Below are 16124 nucleotides of genomic sequence, written 5' to 3' on the forward strand. Positions count from 1 at the left end.
CGGGACCGCCGCCCGCCGGCCGGGGGCCGGCCGCACCGGGCCCGGGACGCGCCGCGCCGGCGGACGGCGCCGGACGCGGCGCCCTGCTGAACGGGTTGTTGCCCGGCCGCGGAGCCGGACGGGGACCGGGCCGCGGGCCACCGGCACCGGGGCGCTGGCCACCGGGCGCCGACCCACCGGCCGCAGCCGGACGGGGCGCGGCCGGACCGGGCCGCGGACCGCTGGGTGCCGCGGGCGGCTGCTGCGTCGGCGCACCGGCCGCGGGACCGGCACTGGCCGCCGGCGCGACGGGAGCCGCCGGAGCAACCGGAGCAGCGGGAGCCGCCGGAGCGGCAGGAGCAACCGGAGCGGCGGGAGCCGGCGCGGCCGGCCGCGGGCCGGGCGTCGGAGCACCGGGACGGGCGACCGCCGGACGCGGCCCTGGGGTGGGACCGCCAGGGGCACGGGTCGCCGGCGCCTGCTGGGCAGGAGCCGGGGCCTGCGGAGCCCCGGCGGGGGTCTGCGCGACCGGAGCCGGCGCCGCCGGAGCGGGGGCCGGGGCGGCGGGTGCGCTGGGACGGGCGGCCGGAGCCGCCGTGGTGCCGCCGTTGGCGGCGCCGAGGGCCTCCCGGAGCCGGCGGGCCACGGGGGCCTCGACGGTCGAGGACGCGGACTTCACGAACTCGCCCTGCTCCTTGAGCTTGGCGAGCACTGTCTTGCTGTCGACACCGAACTCCTTGGCGAGTTCGTGTACGCGGGCTTTGCCTGGCACGGATCTCCTCTTGGTGAGGCCGGCGGCTGGCCCGCTCGACCTCGTGCTTAGTCCTGCATGGTCATCGTGGGGACTTCACGGCTTGCTCATCCGACGACGTCCTGCCCTCGACTGCGGACCGACCCGATGCCGATCCGTCTGTGTTGCTGCGGTCTGTCGTTCGTTCGTTGTCGCCCGACCCCGCCTCCGCGCCCGGAGCCGCCGCGGACGGCGTACCGAGGACGTGGACCCGGAGCGGACCGGCCTCGACCGGGGTGCTGCTGCGCAGCGCCCGGACGAAGGCCCGGCGTCGCTCCGCTGCGCGCAGGCACTCCGGTGTGGGGTGCAGGGACGCCCCCCGGCCGGGGAGAGTCCGCCGCGGATCGGGGACGAGGGCCCCGCTCCGGACGACGACACGCAGCAGATCGGTGACCGGAGCGCGCTTCCGGCAGCCCACACAGGTGCGCACCGGGATCGACGTTTCGGCCACCCTGCACTCTAGCGCGCGGCGGGGCCCGGATGTTCCGCGCGTCTGGAGCCCGGACGTGATCCTCCACCCTGGGCCCCCGGGCGCCCGCCCGGTCCCCCGGCGCGGACCGGCGGCGCACCGGACCGCAGGGGCGCCCGCCCCACCCCGGGGGACGGCGTCGCGTCGTCGGGCTGGGCGTCGCTGCGGATGTCGATGCGGCACCCGGTGAGCCGGGCGGCCAGCCGCGCGTTCTGCCCCTCCTTGCCGATGGCCAGCGACAGCTGGTAGTCGGGGACGACGACCCGCACGGCCTTGGCCTGGGGGTCGACCACCCGCGCGCTGCTCACCCGGGCCGGGCTGAGCGCCGAGGCGACGAAGGTCGCGGGGTCGTCGGACCAGTCGACGATGTCGATCTTCTCGCCGTGCAGCTCGCTCATGACGTTGCGCACCCGCTGCCCCATGGGACCGATGCAGGAGCCCTTCGCGTTGAGCCCCGGCACCTTGGTCCGGACGGCGATCTTCGACCGGTGGCCGGCCTCGCGGGCGACCGCGACGATCTCGACGCTGCCGTCGGCGATCTCGGGGACCTCGAGGGCGAAGAGCTTGCGGACCAGGTTCGGGTGGGTCCGCGAGACGGTGACCTGCGGCCCGCGGAAGGTGCGCGTGACCGAGACCACGTAGGCCTTCAGCCGGCTGCCGTGCGGGTAGCTCTCGCCGGGCACCTGCTCGGTGTGCGGCAGCACGGCCTCGACCTTGCCGATGTCGATGAGCACGGTGCCCTGCACGTTGCGGCGGTCGTGCGCCTGCACGATGCCGCTGACGATGTCGCCCTCCTTGCCGGCGTACTCGCCGAAGGTCTGCTCGTGCTCGGCGTCGCGCAGCCGCTGGACGATGACCTGCTTGGCGGTGCTGGCCGCGATCCGGCCGAAGTCGGAGGGGGTGTCGTCCCACTCGCGGACGACGTCGCCGTCCGGCCCGAGCTCCTGGGCCAGCACGGCGACCTCACCGCTCTTGCGGTCGACGTGCACCCGCACGTGCTTGGCGGCGCCGTCGGCGTGCCGGTAGGCGGTCACCAGGGCCGACTCGATCGCCTCGATGACCGTGTCGGCCGGGATGCCCTTCTCCCGCTCGACCGCCTTGAGGGCGGTCACGTCGATGTTCACTGTCCTTCTCCGTCGTCGTCGTCGTCCGCGGGATCCGGCTGCGCGCCTGCCGGTTCGGCCGGCTCGGGCCGGCCGAACTCCACCTGTACCCGTCCGGTGCCGAGCTCCTGCCACGGCACGCGCCGCCGGGTGGGTGGCCGCTTCTTGGCCCCGGGCTTGCCCGCGGCCTCGACCGCGAGCGTGACCCCGCCGTCGTCGACCTCGAGCACCCGCGCGGTCACCTGCTCGACGTCCCCGGCGGGGCCCACCGGGACGGCGACCAGCCGGCCGGTGTTGCGCCGCCAGTGCCGCGGCTCGGTGAGCGGCCGGTCGACCCCGGGGCTGGTGACCTCCAGCACGTACGGGGCCCGGCCGAGGTCGCCGTCGTTCTCGTCCAGCGCCGCGGAGACCGCCCGGCTCACCTCGGCGATGTCGTCGAGGGTGACGCCGGTGTCGCGGTCCACCACCACCCGCACGACGCTGCGGCGGCCGGCCGGGGTGACGACCAGCTCCTCGAGGTCGTACCCGGCGGCGTCGACGACCGGCGCGATCCGGCCGGCCAACCGGGTGGCGACCGGGTCGGTGCGGGAAGCGGCGGACACGGGTTCCCTCCCTCTCCTGGCTCGGTCGGCGCGTGCGCGGCGGGGCGGGCGACCAGCCGTCCCCGGGCCCCGTGGGGCGACGGCGACGCGCCGTCGGCCCACCACCGGCCGGAGGGCCAGGCTACCGCCCGCGGGGCGGGCCCGAGACCCGGCGCCGGGGAGGACCCGCCCGCCGTGTGCTCCCGGCCCCGCGGGGCCCGGGCTGAGAGGATGGACGGCGATGCTCCCCTCCCCCCCGCCCGCCTCCCGGGCCTTCTCGCGGCGGGCCCTGCTGGCCGCCTCGGCAGGGCTGGCACTGGCGACCGCGGGCTGCACCTCCGACTCCCCCGAGACACCCCCGGTGAGCGCCGCGCAGGTCGACCAGCTCGCCGGTCAGGTGTCGGTCCAGCAGGCGCTGGTCGACGCCTACGCGACGGCGGCGACCGCGGACGGCGCCCTGGGCGGCGCGGTCACCGCGCTGGCCCAGCAGGCGGGTGAGCAGCTCGACGCGCTCCGGGCCGCGGCGCCGTCGGCGTCGGCGTCGCCGTCGGCGTCGGCGTCGGCCTCCGCCTCGGCCGCCGCCGCCCCGCCGGCCGGGGGCGACGTGCGCGGGTGGCTGCGCGACCAGGTGTCGGCCGCCGCCGACGCGCACGCGGCGGCCTGCGTGGGGCAGACGGGAGCCCGGGCGGCGCTGCTGGGCTCCATCGCCGCGGGCCTGCGGGGCCACGAGGCGGCGCTGGCGTGAGCGACGCCGGGGTGGGGGGAACCGCAGATGGCTGACGACGACGGAGTCGCCGACGAGGGCACCGAGACCGCCGCGCTGCGCGAGGCGCTGGCCGCCGAGCACGCCGCCGTCTGGGGCTACGGCAGCGTCGGCGCGGCACTGCCGGCCGAGGGCCGTCCGCCCGCGGTGGCGGCGGAGAACGCCCACCGCGACGTCCGGGACCGGCTGGCCGCGCTGCTGGACGGCCGCGACGCCGACCCCGTGCCGGCCGAGGGCGGCTACACGCTGCCGTTCCCGGTGCTGTCGGCCACCGACGCCGCCGCGCTGGCCGTCGTCCTCGAGGAGGGCGTCGCCGCCGCCTGGGTGCGGGTGCTCGACCAGGCCGCGCGGGCCGCCGTCCGCGAGCTGGCCGTGGGTGTGCTCGCCGCGGCCGAGGTGCGCGCCGTCGGCTGGCGGACCGCCGCCGGGGAGACGCCCCCGACGACCGCCTTCCCGGGTCTGCCCGCGGGCTGACGGCCGCGCCCAGTCGGCTCCAAGCGCGCTGCAAGCCGCGGGCGCGAGCGTGGCGGACGCCGGAGCGAGGACGCCCGGCTCCGTCCCCCCGCAGGAGAGACCCCGCGATGAGCACCCGCACCGACGCCCGCGCCCAGCTGGACCTGCCCGGTCAGGCCGCCGTGGCGCACGGCCCCCACGACCTGGGCGGCATGTACGTCATGCACCACGCCTTCCGCCGCGACCTGGGCCGCTTCGCCTCGGCGGTCCGGCGGACGCCGCTGGAGGACACCGCCGCCTGGCGCTCGCTGGCGGCGCGGTGGGAGCGCTTCGGCACCACGCTGCACCACCACCACACGATCGAGGACACCACCATCTGGCCGCTGCTCCTGGCCCACGTCGACGCCGCCGTCGACGCCGCCGGGCGGGCCACCCTCGAGGCGATGGAGGCCGAGCACGAGCTGATCGACCCGCTGCTCGACTCCTGCGCCACCGGCTTCACCGCCATGGCGTTCGCCCCCGACGCCGCCGCGCGCGACCGGCTCGCCGAGCGGGTGACCGCCGCCCGGGACCGCCTCGGCGAGCACCTCGCGCACGAGGAGACCGAGGCCCTCCCGCTCGCCCAGCGGCACCTGACGACCGCCGAGTGGGCGGCGGCCGAGCGCGCGGCACAGTCCGGGCACGGCCTCCGGGAGATGCCGTTCCTCCTGCCGTGGGCCGCGCACGGGCTCAGCGACGAGCAGGTGAGCGCCGCGTTCGGGGAGGGCGGGCGCGCCTTCGGCGTCCTGCTGCGGCTGACCCGCGGCCGCTTCGAGCGGGCCGAGCGCGCCGCCTTCCGCTACGCCTGAGGCAGCCCGCCGAGGAACGCGTCGGTCACCCCGACCGCCAGGCTGCTGGACTGCCCGCCCTCCACGAGCACGGCGAACGCCAGGTCTCCCTGGGGCCCGCGCAGCTGGTAGCCCATGAACCAGCCGTGCGCGTCCGGCGGGGTGTTGGTGCCGAACTCGGCCGTCCCGGTCTTGCCGAAGACCTCGCCGCGGTCGGCGAGGGCGGTGGCCGTGCCGGAGAGCACCACCTCGCGCATCATCGGGCGCAGCGCGTCGAGCACCGCCGGGTCCGGGGTCGCCGGGGTCGGGCCGGCCGGCTCGGCGCCGACCACCTCCACGGGCACGGCCGGGGTGCCGCCGGCGACTCCGGCGGCGACGAGGGCCATCTGCGCGGGGCTCATCAGCACCTGGCCTTGGCCGATGGCGTTGGCCGCCTTCGTCGTCCCGGTGCTGTCGGCCGGGACGCTGCCGCCGAACACGTCGACCGGCAGCTGCCAGTCGGTGCCCACCCCGTAGCCGGCGGCCGCGGTCGCCAGGGCGTCGTCGGGCAGCTGCAGCGCCTGCTGCATGAAGGTGGTGTTGCAGGACTTCGCGAAGGCCTGGGTGAAGGGCACCGTGCCGAGGTCGAACTGGTCCTGGTTCTCGAACTCCCGGCCGTCGACGACGAAGGTGCCCGGGCAGGCCACCGGCGTCTGCGGGGTGAGGGTCCCGGTGGCCAGCAGGGCGGTCGCGCTGATCGTCTTCATGCTCGAGCCGGGCGGGTACTGCCCGCTCAGGGCGTTGGCCGCGACGGCGGCCTCGTTGGACGCGACGGCGAGGATCTCGCCCGTGCCCGGGCGGACGACGACGAGGTGGGTGGCGAGCGGCTGGGTCGCGACGGCGGCGTCGGCGGCGTTCTGGACCGCCGGGACCAGCGGCGTCTGCACCGGCTCGCCGGGCAGCGGGGCGACCGCGTCGACCTCCAGGCCGGCGTCGCCGGTGGTGTCGTCGGTGCTGACGACGGTCACGGTGAAGCCGGGGGTGCCGGTCAGCTGGTCCTGGAGGGCCCGCTGCAGGCCGGAGAGGCCGAGCTGGTCGCCGGCGGCATAGCGCGGGCCGCCGTCCTCGTCGGTGGTCTCCTCCAGCACCTCGGCGGTCGCGGGGCCGACCCGCCCCAGCAGGGCCGAGGCGAACCGGGAGGTCGGCGCCAGGAGCCGGGTCTCGGTGGGGAACACCGCGCCGGGCAGGTCGAAGACCTGCGCCCGGACCGCCTCGAAGTCCGGACGGCGCAGCGCGATGACCGGGACGAACTGGCCCGGCGGGGCGGCCTGGACGTCGGCGGTGATCTCCTCGGCGGCGACGCCGGTGGCCGCCGACAGTGCCGCGGCCAGCGCCGGCAGGTCGGTGACCTGGCCCGGGTCGACGCCGACGTTGACCACCTCGGTGGGGGCGAACAGCGGGCGGCCGGCCGCGTCGGTGATCGCCGCACGCTCGGGCAGCACCCGCTCGACGAGCAGGCGCTGCCCCTCGGCGAGCTCCGGGTGCACGAGCGTGGGCTCGGCGACGACGTCCCAGCCCTCCTCGGCCTCGCGCAGCCGCAGGGTGGCCGGGTAGCTCCAGTCGGGGGCGGCGGCGAGGTCCCAGGTGGCGGTCCAGTCGACCGTGGCGCCGCCGTCCTCCACGGCGACGTCCCCGACCTCGGGGGTGAGCGTGGCCTCGGGCAGGTCGGTGGCGGCCTGGTCGAGCAGCGCGCCGGCCGCCTCGGGGTCTGTGGTGGCGTCGGCGGCGGCCGCGGTGTCCCCGGCCGCCCAGTCCTCGAGGAACGCCTGCGCGGCGGCCCGCACGTCCTCCTCGGGGTTGCCCGAGCAGCCGGCCAGCACCGGCACCGCCAGCAGCACGGCAGTCGTTCCGAGGACGCTCACCCGTCGATTGCGCACGAGGAGACAGCGTTCCAGAAGGGGACACCCAACCCCGGGAGGCTGGCCTCTCCCGGGTACCGCCCCGAGCCTGCGCGGGGTGGGGAGGAGGGGGTTCCCCTCTCAGAAGAGGACGCTGGCGAAGCGCCCGACCTCGACGAACCCGACCCGGGCGTAGGCGGCCCGGGCGGCGGCGTTGAAGTCGTTGACGTAGAGGCTGACCACGGGGGCGATCGCGGTCCGGGCGTACTCGACGACGGCGGCCGTGCCCGCGGTGCCGATACCCCGGCCGCGGTGTGCCGGGGCCACCCAGACGCCCTGGATCTGGCAGACGGTGCGCGACACCGCGCCGATCTCCGCCTTGAACAGCACCTCGCCGCGCTCGATCCAGGCCAGCGACTGCCCGGCGCGGACCAGCTCGGACACCCGCGCGCGGTAGCCGGCGCCGCCGTCGACCCGCAGCGGGCTGACCCCGACCTCCTCGGTGAACATCGCGACGGCGGCCGGCAGCAGGATCTCAAGCTCGGCCGGGCGCACCGGGCGGACCCGGGGCTCGGGCGTCACCGCCGGGGGCCCCTCGACGGCCAGCAGCGGCTGGCGCGGGCGGTGGTCGCGGGCCGGGCCCCACGACGGCTCGAGCAGCTCCCACAGCGGCTCGACGGCGCCGGCCGGGCCGACGATCGTCGAGCAGCGCCGGCCGGCCCTCCGGGCCCGCTCGGCGAACGCCGCGGCGGCGGCCCGCTCGGCGCCCGGGGCCGTGAAGGGGATGAGGTTGGCCCCGGCCAGGCACACCCCCTCCAGGGAGCGGCCGGTGCCGAAGCCCCACAGCGGCGCGCCGAGGGAGGCGGCCGCGGTGCCGGCGGCCTCCACCCGGGCGGCGATCACGCAGGCGGCGACGGGGTCGGTGGCGAGGAGCCGGCGGACGGCCGGCTCGTCGCCCTCGTCGAGGACCCGGGCCGTCGGCGTGCGGAGCACCGGCGCGGTCAGCCGACGGTGACGACGGGCGAGCCGGAGGGGGTGCCGGCGTCGGTGTGCTCGCCGGCGAGACGCATGGCCTCCTCGATGAGGGTCTCGACGATCTGCGACTCCGGCACGGTCTTGACGACCTCGCCCTTGACGAAGATCTGGCCCTTGCCGTTGCCCGACGCGACGCCGAGGTCGGCCTCGCGGGCCTCACCCGGGCCGTTGACGACGCAGCCCATGACGGCGACCCGCAGCGGCACCTCGAGCCCGTCGAGGCCGGCGGTCACCTCGTCGGCCAGCTTGTAGACGTCGACCTGCGCGCGGCCGCAGGACGGGCAGCTGACGATCTCCAGGCCGCGCTGGCGCAGGTTGAGCGACTCGAGGATCTGGTTGCCGACCTTGACCTCCTCCACCGGAGGGGCCGAGAGGGAGACGCGGATGGTGTCGCCGATGCCCTGGCTGAGCAGGGCGCCGAAGGCGACGGCGGACTTGATCGTGCCCTGGAACGCCGGCCCCGCCTCGGTGACGCCCAGGTGCAGCGGGTAGTCGCACTGCGCGGCCAGCAGCTCGTAGGCGCGGACCATCACGACCGGGTCGTTGTGCTTGACCGAGATCTTGATGTCGCGGAAGTCGTGCTCCTCGAACAGCGAGCACTCCCAGAGCGCCGACTCGACCAGCGCCTCCGGGGTGGCCTTGCCGTACTTGGCCAGCAGCCGCTTGTCGAGGGAGCCGGCGTTCACGCCGATCCGGATGGGGATGCCGGCGTCCCTGGCCGCCTTGGCGATGTCGCCGACCTTGTCGTCGAACTTCTTGATGTTGCCGGGGTTGACCCGGACCGCGGCACAGCCGGCGTCGATCGCGGCGAACACGTAGCGCGGCTGGAAGTGGATGTCGGCGATGACCGGGATCTGCGACTTCCTGGCGATCGCCGGGAGCGCCTCGGCGTCGTCGGTGTCGGGGACGGCGACCCGCACGATCTGGCAGCCGGCGGCGGTCAGCTCGGCGATCTGCTGGAGCGTGGCGTTGACGTCGGCGGTCTTGGTCGTCGTCATCGACTGCACGCTGACGGGCGAGTCGCTGCCCACCCCGACGCCGCCGACGTCGAGCTGGCGGGTCGTCCGGCGCGGGGCCAGGACGGGTGGAGGTGCAGCGGGCATGCCGAGACTGACGGGGGTCGCCATGACGCCCAGTATCGCCCGGCGTGCACGGCGCTGCCGCCGCCGCGGCTGTGACCCCGCCCGCGTGGCTACTGCAGCGTGATCGGGTTGACGATGTCGGCGACCAGCAGCAGGCCGGACAGCACGATGAACAGCCCGGCGACGGCGTAGGCCACCGGCATGAGCCGGGCGATGTCGAACGGGCCGGGGTCGGGGCGGCCGCGGAGCCGGGCGACGACCGAGCGCGCCTTCTCGTACAGCGCCCCCGCCACGTGCCCGCCGTCGAGCGGGTAGACCGGCAGGAGGTTGAACAGGAAGAGCACCAGGTTGACGCTGGCCAGCAGGCTGAGGAAGAAGCTGAGCTTCTCCATCCCGGAGAACTGCTCGATCGCGAACACCTCGCCGGAGATCCGGCCCACGCCCACGACGCCGATCGGCCCGTTCTCGTCCCGCTCCTCCCCGAGGAACGCGGCGCGGAACAGCTGGGGGATCTTCTCGGGGATCTCGACCAGCCGCTCCACCGAGTTGACCACGATCATCCCGAAGTAGCCGGGCAGGTCGCCGGCCGACTGCCGGGCCAGCTCGACCGTCGGGGAGACGCCGAGGTACCCGGCGGTGGTGGTCTCGTCGCTGCCGCCCTCGACGTAGACGGTGTTGGGGATCGGGGTGACGGTGAGCTCGCGCCGCTCGCCGTCCCGGTCGATGGTCAGCGCGACCGGGACGCCGGGGTTGCTGCGGATCGCCTCCTGCACCACCGTCCAGCTGTCGTACGCCGTCCGGTCGACGGTGGCGCCGTCGATCGCGACGATCGTGTCGCCGGGGCGCAGCCCGGCCGCCGCCGCCGGGCTCTGCTGCGGCAGCCCGCAGCCGTCCGCGCCGGCCTCGCACAGCGCGCCGTCGGCCGTGATCGGCACGGCGCACGGATCCTCGGCGCCGGCGCTGGCCGCGCCGGCGGGCAGCACGCAGGCGGGCACCTGGCCCACCGTCGTGGTCAGGACGTTGGTGCCGATGGCGCTGAGGGTGATCGTGAAGAAGACGGCGGCCAGGACCAGGTTGTGGAACGGGCCGGCGAACATCACGACGACCCGCTGCCACCACGGCTTGCCGTAGAAGACCCGGCCGGCGTCGCTGGGCAGGACGTCGTTGAGCGCCTGGCCACGGACCTCGGCGATGAAGCTGCGCATCCGGGTGGCGCGCTTGCTCTCGCCCTCCTCGGCCGGGGGGATCATCCCGACGATCCTGATGTAGCCGCCGAGCGGGACGGCCTTGAGGCCGTACTCGGTCTCGCCGGTGCGCCGCGACCAGATCGTCGGGCCGAAGCCGACCATGAACTGCGGCACCCGCATGCCGAACTTCCGGGCCCAGTAGAAGTGCCCGGCCTCGTGGAAGGCGATGGAGAACAGCAGGCCGACGGCGAACGCGGCGATCCCCAGGACGGTCAGCAGGAACCCGCTCAGTTCAGCCTCCGGCGATGGCGGCGCGGGCGTGCTGCCGGGCCCACCGCTCAGCGGCCAGGACATCGTCCACGCAGGTGGGGGCGCCGAGGTCCGGCGCATCGTCGAGGGTACGCGCGACGAGGTCGACGATGCCGGGGAAACGCAGGCGGCCGCCCAGGAAGGCGGCGACCGCCTCCTCGTTGGCCGCGTTGAACATCGCCGGCACCACGCCACCGGCCGCACCGGCCGACCGGGCCAGCCCGACGGCGGGGAAGGCCTCGGCGTCCAGCGGCGCGAACTCCCAGTTGCTGGCCGTCGACCAGTCCAGCGCGGGCTGGACGACCGGCAGCCGGTCGGGCCACGCCAGCGCGAGGGCGATCGGCAGCCGCATGTCCGGAGGGCTGGCCTGGGCGATCGTCGCGCCGTCGGTGAAGGTCACCATCGAGTGCACGATCGACTGCGGGTGCACCACGACGTCGATGTCGGCGTACGGGACGCCGAAGAGCAGGTGCGCCTCGATGAGCTCCAGCCCCTTGTTGACCAGCGTCGCGGAGTTGATGGTGACCACCGGCCCCATCGCCCAGGTGGGGTGGGCGAGGGCCTGGTCGACGGTGACGTCGGCGAGGTCGGCGGCGCTGCGGCCGCGGAAGGGGCCGCCGCTGGCGGTGAGCACCAGCCGGGCGACCTCGTCGCGGGCGCCGCCGCGCAGGCACTGGGCGAGCGCGGAGTGCTCGGAGTCGACGGGCACCAGCTGCCCGGGAGCGGCTGCAGCGGTGACCAGGTCGCCTCCGGCCACCAGGGACTCCTTGTTGGCCAGGGCGACGGTGCGGCCGGCTCGGAGCGCGGACAGGGTGGGGCCGAGCCCGATCGACCCGGTGATGCCGTTGAGGACGACGTCGGCGGGGCGGGCGGCGAGCTCCTCGGCGGCCCGGGGCCCGGCGAGGATCTCCGGGAGGCTGTACTGGCCGGTGGCCCATCCGCGCTGCGACGCCGCCGCGTAGAAGGCCAGCTGGAGGTCCTGCGCGGCGGTGGCCCGGGCCACCGCGACGGTGCGGACGCCGAGCGTGAGCGCCTGCTCGGCGAGCAGGGCGATGTCCCCGCCGCCGGCGGCCAGCCCGGTGATGCGGAGCCGGTCGGGGTTCTGCGCGGCCACCGCGATCGCCTGCCGGCCGATCGAGCCGGTCGACCCCAGGACGGTCACCTCTCGCAGGTCGCTCACGGGTCCATCCTCCCCGACGGCGCCCCCCGTCGCGGCGCGCCGTCCCACCTCGACGGGTGCCCGGGAACCGGGGCTGCCAGAATGCGCATCGTGAGTGAGCAGACCCACCGCGAGCGGATCGCCACGGACAACCCCGCGACCACGCGGGTCAACCAGCCCGGGCGCGAGGAGGCCGTCGTCCGCCACGACGCCCACCCCGTCGAGCACGAGCGCCCGGAGGACTGGGGCTGGCACGGCGAGACCGGCCGCGCCGGGCGGATCGCCTCCTGGATCGCGATCCTCTTCCTGCTCGCCTACCTGGTGGGCAACCACGAGGGCCGCATGGAGGACTACTGGCTCATCGCCATCGCGGCCCTGATGATCCTGCTCAAGGTCTACGACTACTTCCGGCGGAAGAACGCCTGGCGCAGCCAGTGACCGCCCGCTGCGTCTGACGAGAGGCCCGCTCCCCACGGAGCGGGCCTCTCGTCGGTCGGGGGCAGCCCGCCGCGGACGACCGTCGTGCGGACACCTGGCGAGACCGGAGACCACCATGACCGCCCTGCGCGTCGCCCTGGTCGCCCTCGTGGCGGCGGTGGCCGTGCTCGCCGGGGACGCCGCCCTGCTCGTCACGCGGATCGACCGGGTGACCGTCGACCTGCACCCCGGGACCGGGACGACGTGGGTGCTCCTCGGCCTGGACTCCCGGGCCGCGCTGCCCGAGGGGGCCGCGGCTTCGGAGTTCGGGACGACCGAGCAGGTGCCCGGCAGCCGGGCCGACGTCGTCCTCGTCGTGCACGACGGCGGCGTGCTCTCGATCCCCCGCGACCTCCTCGTCCGGGGCGCGGGCGGCCCCGGCCGGCTGGCCCTGACCTGGCTGGACGGCCCGCAGTCGACCGTCGACGCGCTCTGCGACCTCGGCGTCCCGACCGACCACCTCGTGACCGTCGACCTGGCCGGCTTCGCCGCCGTCGTCGATGCGGCCGGCGGCCTCGACCTCGACGTCCCGCGGCCCGTGCGGGACCCGGCCGCGGGGCTGCTCATCGCGGAGGCGGGCAGGCAGCACGTCGACGGCCGGACCGCCCTGGCCCTGGTGCGGTCCCGGCACCCCGAGCACCTGGTGGACGGCGCGTGGCAGCCGGCACCGGTCGACCCCGACGGCCGGGCGACCGCGGCAGGGACGGTGCTGACCGCCCTGGTCGGCGCGGTGCGGGAGGCCGGGGTGCGGCCCTGGCTGCTCCAGCGCGTCGCGTGGGCGGCGTCCGGCTCGCTCACCGTGGACGCCGCGACCTCGGCGACCGACCTGGCGTCCCTCGCCGGGGCCGACCTCGGGGACATCGAGGTGCTCCCGGCCGGCGAGCCGAACCCCCAGGTGCCGGTGCGGATCGCCACCGACGGGACGGCGGCGGCGCTCGCCGCCGCTGGGCTCTCCTGCTCCCGCTGAGCGTTACTGAACCGTTACGTCCCGTTGTCGAGAACTGCCCGCTTCCAGCTCCATCTCGGCCAACTCCCTGCCGATAAGCAGCTCAGAGAAGTCCGGAGCACCGGACTCCTGACGAGCGGAGAGCCGCCGATGTCCCGCACCACGACCCGTATCGCCGCCGGGGCCCTCCTCGGCCTGGCCGTCACCGGCTCCACGCTGGTCGCCGCGCCGGCCGCCCTCGCCGTGCCCACCCCCGCCGCGCCCGTCGTGAACCCCACGTCGGTCAAGGCGGGCGAGGACTTCACCGTCTCCGGCGTCGACTGCGACCAGAGCTCCGACCCCGCCAACCCGATCGGCGCGGTGGCGTTCCTCGACCTCGGCCCGGACGCCCAGATGGGCATCGGCAACGGCGGCGAGGCCGACCCCGACGGCGCGTGGACCCTCACCCTCGGCATCCCCGAGGGGTTCGCCCCGGGTGTCTACGACGTCATCTCGCTGTGCGTGTCGTACATGGGTGACTACGAGGTCGAGTACCCGACCACCACGGTGACCGTCGTCGACCCGGCCGCCAAGCCCTCGACCCCGGCCACGAGCACCCCGGCCGCCCCGGCGGCGACGCCGGCCGTCGGCGCGATCCGCGGCACGGCCGCCAACACCGCCGGGGTGACCAGCCCGGACACCGGCGCGGCCACCGGTGACCGCTCCGCCCCCGGCGCCGTGGTCGTGAAGGTCCTCCGCGGCTTCAAGCCCTTCGAGAAGGTCACCGTCACCCTGCACTCCACCCCGTGGGTCGCGGGCACGTTCACCGCGGACGCCCAGGGCGTCGTCCGGGTGCAGTTCACCGTCCCGGCCGGGACGCCGGTGGGCCAGCACACCCTGGTCTACAACGGCGACCAGAACACCTACTTCCAGGAGGCGTTCACCGTCGCCCGCACCGGCTCGGGCTCCCAGCTGGCCTACACCGGCGCTGACGTGAAGCTCCCGCTGTTCGCCGGCGCCGGCCTCGTCGCCCTCGGCGGTGCCACCGTCTTCGCCGCCCGTCGTCGCAAGGCCGAGGCCACCCAGGCCTGACCTCCCTCACCGCACCACCGGCGGACGCCGGCCAGGACCTCCTGGCCGGCGTCCGCTGCGTCGTGCCCGGGAGCGGTCAGCTCGCGGCGACGCCGATCGCCGTTCCGACGAGGTACGTGGCGCCCGCCGCGGCCGCGCCGAACAGCAGCTGGCGCAGCGCGGCGAACCACCACGGCCGGGGCGTGAAGCGCGACGACAGCGCCCCGGCCAGCGCGAGCCCCACCCCGCCGCAGACCAGGGCCACCCACAGCAGCGAGAAGCCGAGCAGGTACGGCAGCAGTGGGATGACCGCGCCGGTCGCGAAGGTGAGGAACGAGGAGACCGCCGCCGTCCACGGCGACGGCTTGTCCGCCGGGTTCAGCCCGAGCTCCGCGACGACGTGCAGCCGCAGCGCGGTGTCCGGGTCGCGGTGCAGCTGGACGGCGACCTGCTGGGCCAGCTCGGGCTCCACCCCGCGCACCCGCAGCATCTCGACCAGCTCGGCGAGTTCCCCGCGCGGGTTGCGCTGGAGCTCGCGGCGTTCCTTGTCGACCTCGAGGTCGAGCTGCTCGTTCTGCGTCTTGACCGAGGTGTACTCCCCCAGCGCCATCGAGATGGCACCGGCGACCAGGCTGGCCACCCCGGACAGCACGATCGCCCGCGGCGCGGCCCCGCCGCCGCCCACGCCCGCGACCAGGGCGGTGTTGGTCACCAGGCCGTCCATGGCGCCGAAGACGGCGGCCCGCAGCCACCCGCCGGAGACGTCGGCGTGGCTGTGCTCGTGCGCCTCGGCCGCCGGGGCCTCCGAGGTCACTCGTCCGCCTCGGCGCCCAACTCCACCGGCGGCTCCAGGGACGGCACCGGGACGGCGACGCTGGGGACACCCGCCACCCGGTCGGCCGCGGCCAGCTGACCGCAGGCGCCGTCGATGTCCTGCCCCCGGGTGTCGCGGACCGTCGTCGGCACCCCGGCCGCGCGCAGCCGGGCGACGAACTCGCGCTGCGCGGGCAGCGGGCTGGCGTCCCAGGGACTGCCCGGGGTGGGGTTGAGCGGGATGAGGTTGACGTGCGCCCGGCGCCCGGCCAGCAGCCGGCCGAGCAGGTCGGCCCGGTGCGGCTGGTCGTTGACGTCGCGGATCAGCGCGTACTCGACCGAGTAGCGGCGGCCGGTGCGCTCGGCGTAGGCGTCGGCCGCGGCGACGACCTCGCCGACCTTCCAGCGGGTGTTGATCGGCACGAGGGTGTCGCGCAGCTCGTCGTCGGGCGCGTGCAGGCTCACCGCGAGAGTGACGTTGAGGCCCTCCTCGGTCAGCCGGCGGACGGCCGGGACGACGCCGACCGTGGACACGGTGATCGACCGCTGGGAGAGGCCGAGCCCGTGCGGGGCGGGGGTGACCAGCGCGTCGAGGGTCTTGCGCACCCGCGCGTAGTTGGCGAGGGGCTCCCCCATCCCCATGAAGACGACGTTGGACAGCCGCCCCGGCCCGCCGGGGATCTCGCCGTTCGCCATCGCCGCGGCGGCCGCGACCGCCTGGCCGATGATCTCCGCGGCGGACAGGTTGCGGGTGAGCCCGCTCTGACCGGTGGCGCAGAACGGGCAGGCCATGCCGCAGCCCGCCTGGCTGGAGATGCAGACGGTGGCGCGGTCCGGATAGCGCATGAGCACGCTCTCGACCAGCGCGCCGTCGTGCAGCCGCCACAGGGTCTTGCGGGTGCGCCCGGCGTCGGCGGACTGGTGCCGGACGGGCGTCAGCAGCCCGGGGAGGAGCTCGCCGGTGAGGGTCGCCCGGACGCCGGCCGGCAGGTCGGTCATCTGCGCCGGGTCGGTGACGCCGCGGTAGAAGTGCCGGGCGAGCTGGTCGGCGCGGAAGGCCGGCTGGCCGAGTTCGGCGACCGCCGCGCGGGCCTCCTCGCGGCTGAGGTCGGCGAGGTGGCGCGGCGGCTTGCCCCGGCGGGGGGCGTCGAAGACGAGCGGCAGGGCAGTCATGGCGGCTCCCATGGTCCCACCCCCACCGGCCCGGCCGCAGTGACGTCGCTC

Annotated in this window: 17 protein-coding genes; 6 read left to right on the forward strand and 11 right to left on the reverse strand. The window is 76.0% G+C overall.

What is annotated here, in order from left to right; translation table 11 throughout:
* The 4 genes from MY526_RS15035 to rimP form a co-directional block, all read right to left on the reverse strand.
* Positions 1 to 751 (reverse strand): translation initiation factor IF-2 N-terminal domain-containing protein (locus MY526_RS15035; RefSeq protein ID WP_436704292.1); only part of this gene is annotated, 751 nt, incomplete at its 3' end.
* A gap of 61 nt (positions 752 to 812) precedes the next feature.
* A complete protein-coding gene (locus tag MY526_RS15040; RefSeq protein ID WP_436704294.1) occupies positions 813 to 1220 on the reverse strand; it encodes a YlxR family protein in 408 nt (135 codons plus the stop codon).
* Positions 1221 to 1228: 8 nt separating this feature from the next.
* Positions 1229 to 2362, reverse strand: a complete 1134-nt coding sequence (nusA, locus tag MY526_RS15045; protein ID WP_436695929.1) for a transcription termination factor NusA — start codon at positions 2360 to 2362, stop codon at positions 1229 to 1231.
* Positions 2359 to 2943, reverse strand: a complete 585-nt coding sequence (rimP, locus tag MY526_RS15050) for a ribosome maturation factor RimP (protein ID WP_436695928.1) — start codon at positions 2941 to 2943, stop codon at positions 2359 to 2361. Before rimP ends, nusA begins: the two co-directional genes overlap by 4 nt.
* 220 nt (positions 2944 to 3163) lie before the next feature.
* On the opposite strand from rimP, the gene MY526_RS15055 reads away from it, so the two are divergent.
* The 3 genes from MY526_RS15055 to MY526_RS15065 all read left to right on the forward strand — a co-directional run bounded on the left by MY526_RS15055 (position 3164) and on the right by MY526_RS15065 (position 4986).
* A complete protein-coding gene (locus tag MY526_RS15055) occupies positions 3164 to 3667 on the forward strand; it encodes a hypothetical protein (protein WP_436704296.1) in 504 nt (167 codons plus the stop codon).
* A gap of 27 nt (positions 3668 to 3694) precedes the next feature.
* On the forward strand, positions 3695 to 4159 hold the full coding sequence (locus MY526_RS15060; RefSeq protein ID WP_436704298.1) for a ferritin-like domain-containing protein: 465 nt from the start codon (positions 3695 to 3697) through the stop codon (positions 4157 to 4159).
* Positions 4160 to 4266: 107 nt separating this feature from the next.
* Positions 4267 to 4986 carry a hemerythrin domain-containing protein gene (locus tag MY526_RS15065; protein ID WP_436704300.1) on the forward strand — a complete coding sequence of 240 codons (720 nt, stop codon included), beginning with the start codon at positions 4267 to 4269 and terminating at the stop codon, positions 4984 to 4986.
* Here MY526_RS15065 and MY526_RS15070 read toward each other — a convergent pair.
* The 5 genes from MY526_RS15070 to dxr form a co-directional block, all read right to left on the reverse strand.
* The gene (locus tag MY526_RS15070; protein WP_436704302.1) at positions 4977 to 6866 is read right to left on the reverse strand and encodes a penicillin-binding transpeptidase domain-containing protein; all 1890 of its coding nucleotides are present in this window, start codon (positions 6864 to 6866) and stop codon (positions 4977 to 4979) included. The genes MY526_RS15065 and MY526_RS15070 overlap by 10 nt on opposite strands.
* Positions 6867 to 6983: 117 nt before the next feature.
* Positions 6984 to 7835 carry a GNAT family N-acetyltransferase gene (locus MY526_RS15075; protein WP_436691816.1) on the reverse strand — a complete coding sequence of 284 codons (852 nt, stop codon included), beginning with the start codon at positions 7833 to 7835 and terminating at the stop codon, positions 6984 to 6986.
* An 8-nt stretch (positions 7836 to 7843) separates the two neighbouring features.
* Positions 7844 to 9004: a flavodoxin-dependent (E)-4-hydroxy-3-methylbut-2-enyl-diphosphate synthase gene (gene ispG / locus MY526_RS15080; RefSeq protein WP_436704304.1), complete on the reverse strand. Its 1161-nt coding sequence runs from the start codon at positions 9002 to 9004 to the stop codon at positions 7844 to 7846.
* 65 nt (positions 9005 to 9069) lie between these two features.
* The gene (locus MY526_RS15085; RefSeq protein WP_436691814.1) at positions 9070 to 10500 is read right to left on the reverse strand and encodes a M50 family metallopeptidase; all 1431 of its coding nucleotides are present in this window, start codon (positions 10498 to 10500) and stop codon (positions 9070 to 9072) included.
* Positions 10439 to 11635 (reverse strand): 1-deoxy-D-xylulose-5-phosphate reductoisomerase, encoded by a 1197-nt coding sequence (dxr, locus tag MY526_RS15090; RefSeq protein WP_436704306.1) that lies wholly within the window; start codon positions 11633 to 11635, stop codon positions 10439 to 10441. Before dxr ends, MY526_RS15085 begins: the two co-directional genes overlap by 62 nt.
* Before the next feature lie 81 nt (positions 11636 to 11716).
* Between dxr and MY526_RS15095 the strand changes: the two genes are divergently transcribed.
* The 3 genes from MY526_RS15095 (at position 11717) to MY526_RS15105 (ending at position 14108) form a co-directional block, all read left to right on the forward strand.
* Positions 11717 to 12052, forward strand: a complete 336-nt coding sequence (locus MY526_RS15095; protein ID WP_436704308.1) for a DUF2631 domain-containing protein — start codon at positions 11717 to 11719, stop codon at positions 12050 to 12052.
* 115 nt (positions 12053 to 12167) lie between these two features.
* On the forward strand, positions 12168 to 13058 hold the full coding sequence (locus tag MY526_RS15100) for an LCP family protein (protein ID WP_436704310.1): 891 nt from the start codon (positions 12168 to 12170) through the stop codon (positions 13056 to 13058).
* A 129-nt stretch (positions 13059 to 13187) separates the two neighbouring features.
* Positions 13188 to 14108, forward strand: coding sequence for an LPXTG cell wall anchor domain-containing protein (locus MY526_RS15105; RefSeq protein WP_436691810.1), 921 nt, complete (start codon positions 13188 to 13190; stop codon positions 14106 to 14108).
* A 76-nt stretch (positions 14109 to 14184) separates the two neighbouring features.
* On the opposite strand, the gene MY526_RS15110 is transcribed toward MY526_RS15105, so the two are convergent.
* Positions 14185 to 14901 (reverse strand): VIT1/CCC1 transporter family protein, encoded by a 717-nt coding sequence (locus tag MY526_RS15110; RefSeq protein WP_436691809.1) that lies wholly within the window; start codon positions 14899 to 14901, stop codon positions 14185 to 14187.
* Positions 14898 to 16073, reverse strand: coding sequence for a 23S rRNA (adenine(2503)-C(2))-methyltransferase RlmN (gene rlmN / locus MY526_RS15115; RefSeq protein ID WP_436691808.1), 1176 nt, complete (start codon positions 16071 to 16073; stop codon positions 14898 to 14900). Before rlmN ends, MY526_RS15110 begins: the two co-directional genes overlap by 4 nt.
* Between the last annotated feature and the right edge of the window lie 51 nt (positions 16074 to 16124).

It is taken from the genome of Geodermatophilus sp. CPCC 205761 (genome assembly GCF_051383655.1).
Lineage (GTDB): Bacteria > Actinomycetota > Actinomycetes > Mycobacteriales > Geodermatophilaceae > Geodermatophilus.